The 14,691-nt window shown below is 60.5% G+C and carries 10 protein-coding genes and 2 rRNA genes; 8 read left to right on the top strand and 4 right to left on the bottom strand.

The window, feature by feature from the left end; genetic code table 11:
• Together VGN12_01350 and rrf are read left to right on the top strand one after the other, a co-directional pair.
• Window positions 1-401 (top strand): 23S ribosomal RNA (locus tag VGN12_01350); the annotation flags it as partial.
• Between the two features lie 138 nt (window positions 402-539).
• Window positions 540-647 (top strand): 5S ribosomal RNA (gene rrf / locus VGN12_01355).
• A 144-nt stretch (window positions 648-791) separates the two neighbouring features.
• On the opposite strand, the gene VGN12_01360 is transcribed toward rrf, so the two are convergent.
• Entirely contained in the window at window positions 792-1,745 is a 954-nt protein-coding gene (locus VGN12_01360) for a transglutaminase domain-containing protein (protein ID HEY4308070.1), read from the bottom strand.
• Window positions 1,746-2,103: 358 nt separating this feature from the next.
• Between VGN12_01360 and VGN12_01365 the strand changes: the two genes are divergently transcribed.
• Window positions 2,104-4,518, top strand: a complete 2,415-nt coding sequence (locus VGN12_01365; GenBank protein ID HEY4308071.1) for a tetratricopeptide repeat protein — start codon at window positions 2,104-2,106, stop codon at window positions 4,516-4,518.
• A 58-nt stretch (window positions 4,519-4,576) separates the two neighbouring features.
• Here VGN12_01365 and VGN12_01370 read toward each other — a convergent pair whose 3' ends face one another.
• Window positions 4,577-4,861 (bottom strand): hypothetical protein, encoded by a 285-nt coding sequence (locus VGN12_01370; protein ID HEY4308072.1) that lies wholly within the window; start codon window positions 4,859-4,861, stop codon window positions 4,577-4,579.
• Between the two features lie 197 nt (window positions 4,862-5,058).
• Here VGN12_01370 and VGN12_01375 point away from each other — a divergent pair, with 197 nt between their 5' ends.
• Window positions 5,059-6,126 (top strand): hypothetical protein, encoded by a 1,068-nt coding sequence (locus VGN12_01375; GenBank protein ID HEY4308073.1) that lies wholly within the window; start codon window positions 5,059-5,061, stop codon window positions 6,124-6,126.
• 20 nt (window positions 6,127-6,146) lie between these two features.
• On the opposite strand, the gene VGN12_01380 is transcribed toward VGN12_01375, so the two are convergent.
• Both VGN12_01380 and VGN12_01385 read right to left on the bottom strand, forming a co-directional pair.
• Complete coding sequence (locus VGN12_01380) at window positions 6,147-6,551, bottom strand: NUDIX domain-containing protein (protein HEY4308074.1); 405 nt, start codon at window positions 6,549-6,551, stop codon at window positions 6,147-6,149.
• Between the two features lies 1 nt (window position 6,552).
• Window positions 6,553-6,909, bottom strand: a complete 357-nt coding sequence (locus VGN12_01385) for an STAS domain-containing protein (GenBank protein ID HEY4308075.1) — start codon at window positions 6,907-6,909, stop codon at window positions 6,553-6,555.
• Window positions 6,910-7,636: 727 nt separating this feature from the next.
• Here VGN12_01385 and ftsH point away from each other — a divergent pair.
• From ftsH to VGN12_01405, 4 genes are all read left to right on the top strand, one after another.
• Window positions 7,637-9,631 (top strand): ATP-dependent zinc metalloprotease FtsH, encoded by a 1,995-nt coding sequence (ftsH, locus tag VGN12_01390; GenBank protein HEY4308076.1) that lies wholly within the window; start codon window positions 7,637-7,639, stop codon window positions 9,629-9,631.
• 121 nt (window positions 9,632-9,752) lie between these two features.
• The gene (locus VGN12_01395; GenBank protein ID HEY4308077.1) at window positions 9,753-11,645 is read left to right on the top strand and encodes a CocE/NonD family hydrolase; all 1,893 of its coding nucleotides are present in this window, start codon (window positions 9,753-9,755) and stop codon (window positions 11,643-11,645) included.
• A gap of 616 nt (window positions 11,646-12,261) precedes the next feature.
• Entirely contained in the window at window positions 12,262-13,179 is a 918-nt protein-coding gene (locus VGN12_01400; protein HEY4308078.1) for an SgcJ/EcaC family oxidoreductase, read from the top strand.
• A 32-nt stretch (window positions 13,180-13,211) separates the two neighbouring features.
• Window positions 13,212-14,618, top strand: a complete 1,407-nt coding sequence (locus VGN12_01405; protein ID HEY4308079.1) for a hypothetical protein — start codon at window positions 13,212-13,214, stop codon at window positions 14,616-14,618.
• The last annotated feature ends 73 nt before the right edge of the window (window positions 14,619-14,691 follow it).

The raw sequence follows: 14,691 nt of genomic DNA on the forward strand, positions 1-14,691 counted from the left end.
CCTCGATGTCGGCTCATCACATCCTGGGGGTGAAGAAGCTCCCAAGGGTTTGGCTGTTCGCCAATGAAAGTGGTACGTGAGCTGGGTTCAGACCGTCGTGAGACAGGTCGGTCCCTATCTGCTGTGGGCGTACGAAACTTGCGGAGGTTCTTCTTTAGTACGAGAGGATTTGGAAGGACGTTCCTCTGGTGTTCCAGTTGTCGCGCTAGCGGCACGGCTGGGTAGCTATGAACGGAAAGGATAAACGCTGAAAGCATATAAGCGTGAAGCCCGCTCCAAGATTAGGTTTCGTTGGGCAATTGCCCGAAAGTCCCCTGGAAGACGACCAGGTTGATAGGCCGGATGTGTAAGCGCCGCAAGGCGTTCAGCTAACCGGTACTAACGGACGAATGCTTGACCACATTGATTCAACACTCTCTTTCACGTCTAGGACGCGTGCCCTGTGAAACACGCAACCGACGTGACTGCTGAGTGCCAAGAATGCCACTGATCCACAACCATACCGAGTCCGTGCCTCCTTACCGGGGCACGGCCTCTTTTCCGGTGACCATATCTGAAAGGCCACACCCGTATCCATTCCGAACACGGTAGTTAAGCTTTCAGAGCCGATGGTAGTACCACAAGTGCGAGAGTAGGTGTTGCCGGATTTATTTACAACGAAACCCGCGGCTGTCCCTTCTGGCAGCCGCGGGTTTTTTTTGCGCGCGCCGACACGGATTTGAATCTTCGCCGCCACGTCTGTCCCGATGGGACGCTGGTTGCGAAGCGGCTGCACAAAGTGCGGCAAATTATTACTTCTCGCCGCTCGATCCGCGGACCCATTGCACACGCGGCTGCCCGCCGTCGCCGCGCAGGAACTCGGCCACGTACCGCTGTTTCTCACGCTTTTCCGGGACCGATATGTTGTCCCCCTTTTGCAGGATCGGCCGCTTTTCGTCGATGCCGCCGAACGAACGTGCGCCCGCTGCCTGGCAGGGAAACCAGTGCCCCCGGCCGGATTCGTCTTCCAAATAGAATTCGGGATAACAATGCCCCGGTACCCACACGGTGCGGGCGGGGACGCCAATGTCGCGACACAGCGCGATGAACAGCGACGTCAACTCCTCGCAATCCCCTTTCTCGTCATTCAGCGCAGCCAGCGCCCCGCGTAACGGACCATTCACGTACTTCACGTGATCGCGAACCCAATCGTAGATGGCTTCGACCTTTTCCCAGGCCCCCTCTTTGTCGGCCACAATTTCCTTGGCCAAGGCGCGAATCTTGGGATTCGCGGTTTCGATCTTGGGGCTCGACGTCAGGTACTGACGCACGCGGCTGGGCGGCTTCTTGGGAATGATGTAGATCGATGTATTGTCCGGCGGAAGCAGCGAATAGCGCGAAATCTCGAGCACTGCGATCACCCGCACCTTTTCATTCGCGGGCACCAGCGGCATATTCACGACCATTTGCTTGACCGTGCCGCCCCCGACCTCGCGATAGGTCACGCGCTTGGCCGCCGGATCAAAATCCTCTTCCAGGACGCGAACTTCCTGCTCGGGCCAATCGATGGGGACAGGCACGGTGCCGATAATGTCCGTACACGGCTCGCTTCCGGCCGTGATCATCAGGCCGACTTCGTACTTGGTGACGAATTCCTTGTCGCGCTTCGGGCCGTTGGTGTCGACTTCACCGAATTGCGCGTGTGCCGCGTGGGCGTTCACCAAGAGAGAACAGAGCACGAATGCGGGGGCGATAGAGCTACGCACCGAATTCACTCCTCGAAAGAGAGCGGGCCTCCGGTGCCAGGTTCATTAAAGATTGCGGGCACGTCGCGGGGCGTCTTACCCCGCGCGACCATTCTTCTAGTCTAATCTGACCCATCGGCCAGGGAACGCCGGTCGAAGAACTCCGCGAAATGTCCTGGAACAAGCACGCGGCCCGCGGTGCTGGCGGTAATGTCTCGCCGGATTGTGCGGGCCAGCCATGGGTTTCTTCCGGTATCAACCGACGACCGGCCCCTACGCCATAGCAACTGCCATTGTCGCATCACCCCCCTTTGCCCCATATTTGCTGCGTGAGCGGGCGATACATACCCGACAGCCGGGCGGTCAAGGAGGATCGGGCATGCGCATTTTCCAGTTCCTGGTGGTGGCGTTCTGTCTGCTTGTTTCGGCACCAGGCGAAACGCAAGCCCGCGGCCCGCGGTTTCTCGCTGCTCGCCATCGAGGGCGACGTGCGAGTCAGCGCTTCGCCCATCCGGCCCCCGCCTTGAAGGTGTCGCCGGCCGACGAAGTCGCTAAATGGCAATCGGCCGAGATCCTTCCCAAGTCGCGCGATGCGCGATTGCAATTGCCCGGGCGCGTTGTGACGACGGCCGGCGAGTTGTCATGGCCCATAAGCGTTCGCCGCGTGCAAGGACCGTGGTTGTGGATTCACTCCTCAACCGCCGACGGTTGGTTCCACAAACGGGACGTTGTCAGATTCGACGCGGCCGAAAGTTACTTCAGCGCCGAACTCGCGCGCGACAATACAGCCTGGGCCTATGGCATGCGCTGCATCGCGCGACGTGCGCGCGGGGAGTATGCCGGGGCGCTCGACGACATCAATTCGGCCATCGCGCTTGAGCCTGAGAATACGCGGCTCATCATCGGACGTGCCGCGGTAAGGTTCGAGAGACAGGAATTCGACCTGGCGATGCAGGATGCCCAGGCAGCGATTGCACGCGAACCGACGGCCGACTCCTATATCGCGGCGAGCACTATTTATATGGCCTGCCATGACCACGCCGGAGCGATGGGCGCCGCGAACGAAGCGCTGCGATTGGACCCGAAGCGTTGCGAGGCGTACGAGGTGCGCGGCATGATCAAGGCCGAGATGGGAAGCGTCGAGGGCGGACTGGAAGATCTCGACCGCGCAATCGCGCTGGGGGGCCAAGCCCGCGCTTACGGCAACCGTGCCATGTTATGGGGTCGGAGCGGCCGGCCAGATCGCGCGATTGAGGACCTGGATCGCGCCGTGGCACTGGCGCCGTCCCCGACGATCTACCGACAGCGGGCACGAACGCTCGAAATTCTCGGCCGGCACGAGCAGGCAATCGCCGACGTCACGGCAGCGATCAAAGAGGATCCTGAAACTGCAGCCGACTATCTTTTGCGTGGCCGATTGTCATTCAAAGCCGGTGATCGAGAGTCGGGAGTCGCCGATTTTCAAACCGCGGCGCGCCTCGATCCTAGCGCCGCGGGGCACGTGGAATGTGCCCGTGCATGGCTGGACGTGAACGACATCGATCGTGCGACCGAGGAATGCGAAGCGGCGCTGGCCATCGATTTGCAATGCGCCAGCGCTTACGTGGCGCGGGGAATTGCGAACTTTGAACAAAAGATTTACACCCTGGCGCTGCGCGACTATACGCAGGCCCTGACGCTCGATAGTGAGAACAGCGAGGCATTCCAGGGGCGGGCTCAGGTGTACGCTGTATTGCAGGATGACGTCAGTTGCCTGGCGGACTTGAACGAGGTGATTCGCCTCTCGCCGGCCGACCGGCATGCTTATCGCGCTCGCGGCATGCGGTACTTCTGCCTGGGCGACAACGAGCGGGCCGTGGCGGATCTGGATTTCGCCCTCCGTCTTGAACCCGGGAACGCCTATCGCCATGCCGATCGCGGATTGCTCGCCTGGGCGCTTAACGACGAGCAGCGGCTGCAGGTTGCGTTGGCCGAGATCGAACGTTTGCACGCGCCACGGGAAGGGAACGTGCTCGCACTTTCACAACTCGGTACCGAGTATGACAAGGTGCCAAGCTGGCTGCGCCGCACGGTAGCACTCTACTTTATGCGCGAATGGCGCGCTGCCTCGCAGGCTGCCGGCGAAGCGATCGAGGAACATCCCGACGATTTTTACGCGCTTTTGTATAGCGGACTAGCGGACACCACCGCGCAGAAGTATCCGCGCGCCATCCGGGAGCTGAGCGAAGTGCTGCAAAAAGACCCGCATCAATTGCAGGCGCGCGAGGCCCGCGCTTATTGTGAAAAGGAAGAGAAGCAATTCGACGCGGCGATCACCGACTATAACGAGATTATGCGTCAGCATGGCGAAGATTGGGAATCTCTGTCGTCGCGCGGTTACCTGCAGTTTTATCAGCATAACTATGAAGAGGCAGTCGCCGACTATTCGCAGGCCCTGGCGTCGGCGAAGGACGCACCAGCGGCAAGCCAGGCGGTTCTCTATCGAGGTCGCGCCGCATGTCACGCGGCGCTGTCGAACGACCAGGAAGCGGCTGAGGATCGGGCAGCCGCCGAACGTCTGCAACCTCGCCGCACGAAAGGCAAAACGCCGTCGTCGAACCTGCCCGCCGAGATTGCACCGAGCATCTACCCGACGACACAGGTCGTCGCGCCAATGCAGGGTATCTACCCATCGACCGACGGGGCAATATCAGGGAAACGGGAAGACGATTCGGCCGCAGGCGAGCAGGACGTGAAAGTCTACGCGCCCACAAAAATCGAAGACGCCCTACGAGGGCCGGGCCTCTTTAAGTAGCCAAGCGAGTTGCCGCGCTGCCGATCCACTTCTTTCCGGTTGCCGCGCGCAGGCCAATTCAATCGACCACCACGTCCGCCAGTCGTGAGATGCCGACCACTTCGCGCAGGTTGATCCAGGCGCGGGCGCGATTCGGGCGAATGCCATGCAGCCGACTGTCGAGGACATACTTCTCGCGCGTCGTTTGCGTATCGCGCAGGTCGTGGGTGTCGACTTGCACGAGCTCCAGAAAATCGGGATGCACGGCCACCAGCCGCCCGAGCACGACGTAATGGCTCGCCAGGTCGAGAACGATCTCCTGCTCGGTCAATTTGGACCAGAGCGGGTCGGGCGGTGCTTGCATGTCGAATGTTCGTAAGGACAACGGGCGTTGATGATGATTGCTAGCAGTGCCTTCAACGTTAGCCGAGCTTGACGCTCGAAGCAAACCAAGGGACCGACGACGCGACCGGTTCCAGATCATATTATTGCTAGCGCGCGGACGCTGCCGGCAACCTCGCCTTGACCTGCTGCGCGGCATCGCGTACCCTCCGCGCCCTCATGTCTCGCCTAATCTGGCCGTTACTCACTTGCTGTTTGTGGCTTGTCGCCCCGGTGCGCGCCGAGGATCCTTCGTTGAAGGTCTCGCCGCAAGAGGGTGTGGTGTTGCTGCGCAATGGCCAGGTCCTCTCAGGCAAGGTAACACACGCGGGCGAGGAGTATTACATTGCCTTGCCCAGCGGCGAGATTCGCCTACAGGCGAACCAGGTCGAACTCATCTGCCGCGACTTGCAGGAGGGATACGAGCGCAAACGTTCGCGCATCGACCCTTCGAAGGTCGCCGATCATCTGGATCTGGCACTGTGGTGCATCTGGCAAAAGCTTTTTGACAATGCGACGCAAGAAATTGCTGAATCGCGGAAGATCAACGAGCGGCATCCGCGGATACCGCTTGTCGAGCGGCAATTGAAATTGGCGCAGGAACAGCCATCGCACAACGATTCCAAAAATGCCGGCAGCGCCGGACCGTCGGCCGAGGATCTTGACCGAATGATGCGCGGCATGCCACCGGGCACGATCGAAACCTTCGCCAACACGATTCAGCCGCTGCTGTTGAACACCTGTGCCAGCTCCGGCTGTCATGGACCGCAATCCGAAAGCAAGCTGCACCTGCTACGGACTCAATTGGGCAAAACTTCAAGCCGCCGTTTCACGCAGCGAAACTTGCACGCGATTGTGGAAATGATCGATCGCGACGATCCACCGGCCAGCCCGCTGTTGACAATCCCCGTCGCACCGCACGGTACGGCGAAGGCAGCCATTTTCACGAATCGCGACGCGGCCCAATACCGGCAACTCGTGGGCTGGGTGATGCGCGTGTCGCGCGGCGGTTTCGAGCAACCGACAAGCGTGGAAAAGCCCGACGACAATCTTTTGCAGCAATTGCCGCAAGCCGGCCGCGGCTCTGCGACGACCAATCCCTTGTTCGGCGGACCAGCCGCGCCGCTGACCAATAGTGGCGCGAAAGGTGGCGAGGGCAAATCGCCGCGCCTGGATTCTGCCGAAACGACGGGCGATCCGTTCGACGCGGAAATCTTTAACCAGCAGTTCCACGGGAAAGCGCCCTAACGCCATTGGCGTGTGCCGCGCTACTCGAGCGCCCGTCCGCTTTGGCGCAGGAATCGTAGGAACTCGTGGTTGCTCTCCAGCAGCCCATCCAGCGATTCCATTTCAGGGATCGAAAGCCAATGCACGCTTTCGACCTCGTCCGGATTCGGCACGGGCTCGGCGTCGTGATCAAGCTCGGCCAGCCACCAGGCGAGCTGCACGCCCCACGGCGTAACGCTTTGCCATAATCGGCGCGTCGGGCTGACTTGTACGCCCAACTCCTCGAGCAGTTCGCGCATGAGCGCTTGCTCCTCGCTCTCCCCCTCTTCGATGCCGCCGCCAGGAAAGCAATACTTGCCAGGCGCTACCACCGAGGCTGAGCGGCGAATCACCAGCAGGCACTCGCCGCGCACGAGGACAGCCACGACTCCGCGAAGAGCCGGCATCTTAGCGATGGCCCGCCAGGGCGATTTCGCGGGCGCGCTCTTCGTCTGTCGACAGGTGCAGCACTTCGTCCATGTGTAGCACCTTGAGCACGTCGAGAATGACAGCCGGGATCGAATGGACGACGATCACGCCGCCCGCCTGACGAAAGCGACGGTGGCATTTCAACAACCAGCCGACTCCGCGCGAATCGAGATAGTCGGCTCCCTCCAGGCTGAGCAGCAATCGGCCACCGTAGACGTCGTCGCCGAGCTTCACGGCCAACGGCTCGTCCTCAGCCTCGAAGGCGCTTTGCGTGATGCGCCCGGATGCGTTGACGCTCTTCACGGGCCCATCGGCTGACAACAATTGCAAGCGCATGGTGAGTACGTCTCCCTGCAGATTAAACCTGCATTGCTTGTGCGGCCGGCATCCGCCGTGGTGCCCTGCTTCTTGCCGGGCCCCGTCCGAACTCAATGGCATGCCGCGCCGCGCTGGCGGAGTGTGTCAGTAACTTGCCCTGGAACTGTTGCACCAGGGGTCATAACAACGACTCGCCGCCCACGCCGGCAGCGGACACTCGACAGGGCGCGAGCGCATAGCTCGCATCCTGTGTCTCGGCTGAATAGGCCCGATTATGGGCGCAAAAGACGCGCCAGGTCCAGTATCGCGCCAAGGCGCAGCAGGCAAATTTGGATATTTTGTCGAGAGCATCCTGACAACGGGGCATGTCAGGATTCGCGCTCGAACTGGTTCATAATGCTGGCGATGCATCTAATCGTCTGCCATCGATTAATTCGCACCTCGAGGGTGATCCAACCTGGTTACGATGAAAATTGTCCGCACACTCTAACTGTCTTAGCCGCTTGGGGCCGTCGATTACGGCGATGCCGTCGGCCGGATCGAACAAGCACGATTTATGCGGTACAATTCCCCAAGCCCGCACGGTCGAGGGCGAACTACATTTACAGCCCCCCCGGATGCCGGCCTAAGGACAGAGAGCTCTTGTGCTGTGCCAGTCGCGGGTGCTGCAAGGCACTCGGCCCAGAGCGCGCTGGACTCCGACATCGCGACGACCGCGTAATCCGTTAACAGAGGCCTTTCGAGAATGGATCAGCAGCGTACGCCTGGCGGCCCCACGGCCCCTCAAAAAGCACAGCCGCCGCGTCCCCGCCCGGCCGCCTTCTGGTTGATATTGCCGTTGATCATCACGGGCATGCTGTTGGTGTTTTATTACATCGGAGATCCGACGGCGCGCTCGGAGGTCAAATACGGCTTCTTCCTGACAGAGCTGAAGGAAGACAACGTATCCAAGGTCGTCGTCAACGGCGCCAGGATTCGCGGCGCGTTCAAGAAGATTCCCGAAGCCCCGCCTGCCGACGAGACTGCCAAGGAGGCAAGCAAGCCTGCGGCGCTGAAGCAGGAGTTTTATACAGACATTCCCAGCTTTGTCGGGCAGGATCTCGATCGGCTGCTGTACGACAAGCTCGGACCTCAATACGGCGCCGAGGAAGTCACCGACGGCACGATGACGTTGATGATCTTCTATCTGGGCATGACCGTTCTTCTGCTGGTCGTGATGTGGGCCATGTATCGTCGTGCGCGCGACCAGTTCATGGGGGGCGGCATCTTGTCCGGCTTTAGCAAGAGCCCCGCCAAGCGCTATGAACTGGGTAAGAAACGGATCACCTTCGCCGACGTTGCTGGCCTGGAAGGGGTGAAGCAGGACCTGAGCGAAGTCGTCGAGTTCTTGAAGAACCCGCAAAAGTTCCAGCGCCTGGGGGGACGCATTCCCAAGGGAACGCTGTTGATGGGGCCACCGGGCACCGGCAAGACCTTGTTGGCCAAGGCCGTGGCCGGTGAAGCGAACGTGCCGTTCTTTTCGATCTCGGGCTCTGAGTTCATTCAGATGTTTGTCGGCGTCGGCGCCGGCCGCGTGCGCGACATGTTCAAGACAGCCAAGGAATCGGCTCCCTGCATCCTGTTCATCGACGAAATCGACGCCGTTGGCCGGGTGCGCGGCGCAGGCCTGGGCGGCGGTCACGACGAACGCGAGCAAACGCTGAACCAGATCCTCAGCGAGATGGATGGTTTCAGCCCGAACGAAGCCGTAATCGTGCTGGCCGCCACGAATCGACCCGATGTGCTCGATCCGGCGCTATTGCGCCCAGGACGATTCGATCGCCACGTCACGGTCGACCGTCCGAACCTCAAGGCGCGCGTCGCGATCTTCAAAGTCCATAGCCGTGACGTGCCACTGTCGGACGACGTCAATCTCGAACGCCTGGCCGGTGGCACCGTCGGCTTGACCGGCGCGGATATTCGCAACCTGGTCAACGAGGCTGCGCTGTGGGCCACGCGCCAGGGCAAAGACAAGGTCACGATGGACGATTTCGAAATCGCCCGTGACAAAATCTTGATGGGGCCCAAGCGCGAGGAAGTCCTGACTGGCAAGGAAAAAGAAATGACCGCCTACCACGAGACCGGCCATGCGCTGTTGGCCTGGATCGTGCCGGGGGCCGATCGACTGCACAAAGTGACCATCATTCCGCGCGGGCGGGCTTTGGGCGTGACGCAGCTGCTGCCCGAGGAAGATCGGCTGAACATCGGCGAAACAGAACTACACGCGCGGTTGGTGTTCATGCTCGGTGGGCGTGCGGCCGAAAAGATAGTGTTCAACGAATACAGCGCCGGTGCCGAGGACGACCTGAAACGCGCCACGCAACTAGCCCGCCGCATGGTCACGCATTGGGGCATGAGCGAACGGCTAGGGCCGGTCGCGTATCGCACCAGCGAGGAGCATCCGTTTCTGGGCAAAGAGTTTCACGAGCAGCGCGAGTTCAGCGAGCATACTGCGCAAGTGATCGACGAAGAGGTGTCGCGCATCCTGCACGGGGCCGGTGACCGCGCCCGGCAACTGCTGGAAGAGAATCGTGACAAGCTGGACGCTCTGGCCACGCGCCTTTGCGAGCGCGAAATCCTGGACGAGAAAGAGATCGAAACGATCATCGGCCCTTCTCCCAATCGCGCCGGTAGCAACGGCCACGTGCCGCATAAGACCCCGGTCGAGCAAGTTCAAGCCGACTCGTCCGTCAAGGCGTAAGTCGGCCTCTGCCTGACGCTCGGGCGCGACCATCGACCCGGCGATTCCGCCGCTGGCAAGGGGCGTTTGCCCTGCCTATCATGGTTTCGACCGCTCGATCCTGCCACGGGGAGTTCTCGGTATGTCATTACGACTTCTTCGCCCTGCGCTCGTACTTGCTCTGGCGCTGCTGACGTCACTGTGTGTCGCGACGGATGACGCACGCGGCCAGGGACGCGATTACGTGGTTTCGCACTATACGAAGTTCGAATACCGAATTCCGATGCGCGACGGCACAAAGCTGTTTACGGCCGTCTATGTGCCGAAGGATCAGTCGCAGCAGTACCCGATGTTATTGTTGCGGACTCCCTACAGTGTGCGCCCCTATGGCGCGGACCAGTACAAGACCGATTTGGGGCCGAGCACGCTGTTCGGGCAGCAAGGTTACATATTTGTTTATCAGGATGTACGTGGCCGCTGGATGTCAGAAGGAGATTTTCTGCACGTCCGGCCGTACATCGCCAACAAGAACGGATCGCAAGACGTCGACGAGACAAGCGACACCTGGGATACCATCGAATGGCTGACGAAGCACATTCCCAATCACAACGGCCGCGTCGGCATGTATGGTATTTCGTATCCCGGTTTCTATACTTCGTGCGGCATAATCGACGCGCATCCCGCGCTCAAGGCAGCGTCCCCTCAGGCTCCGGTGGCGGACTGGTTCGTCGGTGACGACTGGCATCACAACGGGGCCTTCTTTCTCGCCCACGCGTTCGGCTGGATGTCGTCGAATGATCGGTTTCGCGACAAACCGACGAAAAAATTCTCGTTCTCATTCGATTATGGCACGCCTGACGGATATCAGTTCTTTTTGAACTTCGGTCCCTTGGCCGAGGCGAACCGTCGGCATTTCAAGGAAGCGATGCCACACTGGGACGAGGTGATCTCGCACCCGAACTACGACGAATTCTGGAAAGCGCGCAACATCCGGCCGCATTTGAAAAACATCCGCCCGGCCGTGATGACCGTGGCTGGCTGGTTCGACGCCGAGGATTTGTTTGGGACGCTGGAGACTTACAAGAGCATCGAGAGCACGAGTCCCAACATTCAGAACGTGCTGGTAATGGGGCCCTGGCGCCACGGGGGCTGGTCGCGCGATGCCGGCGATAATTTGGGGGACATTAACTTTAACTCCAAGACGGCCGAGTTCTATCGCGAGAAAATCGAACTCCCGTTCTTCGAATATCACTTGAAGAGCAAAGGAGACGGCGCCCATCCCGAGGCCTGGGTCTTCGAAACCGGGACCAACGACTGGCAAAAGTACGACGCCTGGCCACCCAAGACTTCGCAGCGTCGCTCGATCTACTTGGCCAACGGAGGCCGGCTGACGAACGATGCGCCGCCGAATTCCGAGCCGGCCGACGCGCATGACGCGTACCTCAGCGACCCGCATCGGCCGGTGCCCTTTATGAAGGGGACGTTCGTCGGTATGCCCACGCGTTACATGCTCGAGGATCAGCGTTTCGCCGCGCAACGTCCGGATGTATTGGTCTATCAGACGGACGTATTGGCCGAGGACATGCGTCTGGCGGGCCCCGTTGAAGTGGAGTTGCACGTCGCGACTTCAGGCACGGACTCGGACTTTGTCGTCAAGCTGATTGACGTCTATCCGGACGAGTATCCCGATCCGGAACCCAATCCAACCGGAGTGCGCATGGGGGGATATCAGCAAATGGTCCGCGGCGACGTGATGCGCGGGAAGTATCGGGCGAGCTTCGAAAACCCGCAGGCATTCACGCCCGGCGAACCAACGATCGTCAAGTTTGTCATGCCGGATATTTGCCACTCGTTCCGCAGCGGGCATCGACTGATGGTGCAGGTGCAGAGCAGTTGGTTCCCGTTGGTCGACCGCAATCCGCAGACGTTCGTCGACATTTATCGTGCCGAGGAGCGGGATTATCGCGCCGCAACGCAGCAAGTCTTTCGCTCGTCGGCGCGGCCGTCACGTTTGACCGTCTCGATTCTGCCCTAGCGGTTCATAATTGCGGACCACGCGGCAGAATTCCCAACACCTTTTCGTCGCACGGCCGAGCATGAACCCCTCTCCCTCCGGGAGAGGGTAAGGTGAGGGAATCAGCGTAAACCGGCGTCGCATTGACGGCTGGAAGCGCCTCGGCGATCGGCCGTTCGTCGTCACCAAACCCATCCCCCAAGGGGAGACGGGATCGTAAGTCGCCACGAGAATCACGAAGCATCCACAACTGAAATCATGAATGGGCGCCAACAGGTGCCGGCTCTTATTCATGTCATTTGCGTCATTCGTGGTTTTAAGTCCCACTTCCAGCGGCTAACTCCCATTCACATTGCGTTGCTACTGCTGGCGCAGCGCACGGCAATCCTGCGGGGCTTTGCGCCCGGCAAGCGTTGGCGACCGCCCGCGACGGGGCTGGTCGTATCGATCGCGCGCTTTTCGCGGGATCGTCCGAGCCGGCTCCTGCGACGATTCCGGAAGCTATGTTTCAGAAATACGATTCCGTCGCGTGATGGCGCGGAGCGAACTGCCCGTCAAAACGTGGTGACGCTCGTGGTCAATCGTAGAATAAGCGCTGGCGGTAAATCGCGTGGCTAATCTTTCGGAGCTTCATGCCATGATTCGGACTATCGTGTGCTTGGCAGTTTTGACGTCCACGGTCGTCATGGGCCGCGGAGTGGCGTTGGCCGAGGAACCAGCCCCGCCTTCGCCCGATGAAGTGGCGATTCGCAAGGCGATCGCCTCCTACGTCGAAGCATTCAATCACGGCGATGCAGCAGCCATCGCGAATCATTTTTCGGAAACCGGCAGCTACGTCGATCCGATCAGCGGCGAGCGCAACGTCGGCCGCGAGGCCATCACCAAGGCGGTCGCCGAGCGCTTTACCGAGGGGAACAAGCCCAAGCTGAGCGTAACCGTCGAATCCATTCGCCTGTTGAATGACAGCGTCGCGATCGAAGAAGGCACCGCCACGGTGGTAAACAAGAGGGCGCCGCCGGAGGACAGCACGTACGTCGCGATTCACGTCAAGAAGGATGGCAAATGGCAGCTCGACAGTGTGCGCGAAACCCTGTTGCCGGAGCCGGAGAGCGACGGATCCAGCCCGCTGGATGAGCTGGCCTGGATGGTCGGCCAATGGGCCAATAAGTCGTCGAGCGATACGTCGGTCGATACGGTTTGCGACTGGACGATGAACGGCGCGTTCATCACTCGAACATTCCGCGTCGCGGTTCAAGGGCAGCCGGTTATGGTCGGCACACAGATCATCGCCTGGGATCCGGTGAACAATCGCATTCGTTCCTGGGTTTTCGACACCGACGGTAGTTTTGGCGAAGGAAATTGGACCCACGAAGAGAACCGCTGGACGATCCGTACGACGAACACCTTGGCCAACGGCCGCAAGGCGACCGGTATTCAGATCATTACCAAGGTTGACGACAACAGCTTCACTTTCGAATCGATCGGCCGGCAAGTCGACGGCGAGTTGCTGCCGAACGTCGAACCGATCACGATCGTGCGCCAAACCAAAGACTAACACCAGACCGCACTCGCGCAAGGGGATATGCGATGACCAAAGTAGCAAGCCATCTCATGCTGTTCGTGATCCTGGTGGCGCAACCGGCTGAACTTTTGGCTCGTGGTGGTGGCGGCGGTCGCGGCGGAAGTTTTGGCGGCGGCCGTAGCTTCTCGAGCGCCGGAGGCCGTGGCTTCAGCGGCGGTGGAGGAAACTTTGGCGGCGGATCGCACAATTTTGGTGGTGGCAATTTCGGCGGGGGATCGCGTAATTTCGGCGCGGGCAACTTCGGTGAACACACTCCGTCGATGAGCCATAGCTCGTCTTATAACCAGGGCTCGCGCGGCGCTTACGGCGCGGCGGGCGGATACGGCGGTCGTGAATTCGGCGGCGCTGGCGCTTACGGCGGCCGTGAGTTTGGCGGTGGGCAATTCGGTGGCGGGCAATTCGGCGCTCGGCCCAATGCCGGCGAGCTAGGACACTTTTTGAACATGCCGCAAACTGGCGGCAACTTCGGCGGCGCAGGGCGCGGTCCTGGCAATATCGCAGGAGCAGGCGGTGCCGGACGCGGTCCAGGAAACATCGGCGGCGCTGGCAAAGGCCCCGCTGGTAATCAGGCGGGCGATCGCATTCCTGGTGACCGCAATCTGAATAATCGCACGGCCGGAAATCTCAATCAGCAGCAGCAACAGCACGCGCAGAACATCCGCAACAATATCCAAAACAACCACAACAATTGGTACGGAAATCACAACAACTGGTACAACCACAACTGGTGGAACAACCACGGTGGCGCGTGGAATAACGGATGGAATTATTGGCACGGCTGGGGCCCTGGCTATTTCTGGGGCGGGCTCGGCGTCGGCGCTCTATCCGGCTTCATGCTCGGTAACTGGGGAACGCCGTATTACTACGGCTACGGCGCCGGCGGAAACGTCGCCTATCAAGACGGCGGCGTATACGTCAACGGTCAGTACGCAGCAACGCCTGATGAGTACTACGATCAAGCGCAGCAAATCGCGCAGACGCCGGTCAGCAACGATGCTCAGAACGGCGACTGGATGCCGCTGGGCGTGTTCGCTGTGTCGAGCCGCGCCGACGACGATCACCCGGCGATGATGATGCAAATGGCCGTCAGCAAGCAGGGCAACCTGGCCGGCATGTACTACAACACCTCGGATGACGTGGCGCTGCCGATCCAGGGAGCCGTCGATCAAAAGACGCAACGCGCGGCGTGGACCGTAGGCGACAAGAAGAACACCGTGCTTGAGACGGGCATCTTCAACCTGACGAAGGACGAGACGCCGGTCTTGGTCCACTTCGGCGATGAGAAGACACAAAACTGGACGATGGTCCGCCTCGACAAGCCGGAATCGGGCTCGCAAGATGTTTTCGGCCCATCATCGGCCCAGCCAGCGCAAGCGCCTGCACCCGGCCCGGCCGCGCCGTCGGACTCGTAAGCGACTGTGATCAAACGCATTCGAATTCGAGTGCCAGGTTCACGCGGACGTGTGGCGCACGAAAAAGACCCCG

It is taken from the genome of Pirellulales bacterium (assembly GCA_036499395.1).
Lineage (GTDB): Bacteria > Planctomycetota > Planctomycetia > Pirellulales > JACPPG01 > JACPPG01.

Coding starts and splice junctions, on each gene's coding strand:
- VGN12_01395 (HEY4308077.1), top strand. CDS start 9,753: ATGTCATTACGACTTCTTCGCCCTGCGCTCGTACTTGCTCTGGCGCTG.
- VGN12_01385 (HEY4308075.1), bottom strand. CDS start 6,909: ATGCGCTTGCAATTGTTGTCAGCCGATGGGCCCGTGAAGAGCGTCAAC.
- VGN12_01400 (HEY4308078.1), top strand. CDS start 12,262: ATGATTCGGACTATCGTGTGCTTGGCAGTTTTGACGTCCACGGTCGTC.
- VGN12_01380 (HEY4308074.1), bottom strand. CDS start 6,551: ATGCCGGCTCTTCGCGGAGTCGTGGCTGTCCTCGTGCGCGGCGAGTGC.
- ftsH (HEY4308076.1), top strand. CDS start 7,637: ATGGATCAGCAGCGTACGCCTGGCGGCCCCACGGCCCCTCAAAAAGCA.
- VGN12_01375 (HEY4308073.1), top strand. CDS start 5,059: ATGTCTCGCCTAATCTGGCCGTTACTCACTTGCTGTTTGTGGCTTGTC.
- VGN12_01405 (HEY4308079.1), top strand. CDS start 13,212: ATGACCAAAGTAGCAAGCCATCTCATGCTGTTCGTGATCCTGGTGGCG.
- VGN12_01370 (HEY4308072.1), bottom strand. CDS start 4,861: ATGCAAGCACCGCCCGACCCGCTCTGGTCCAAATTGACCGAGCAGGAG.
- VGN12_01365 (HEY4308071.1), top strand. CDS start 2,104: ATGCGCATTTTCCAGTTCCTGGTGGTGGCGTTCTGTCTGCTTGTTTCG.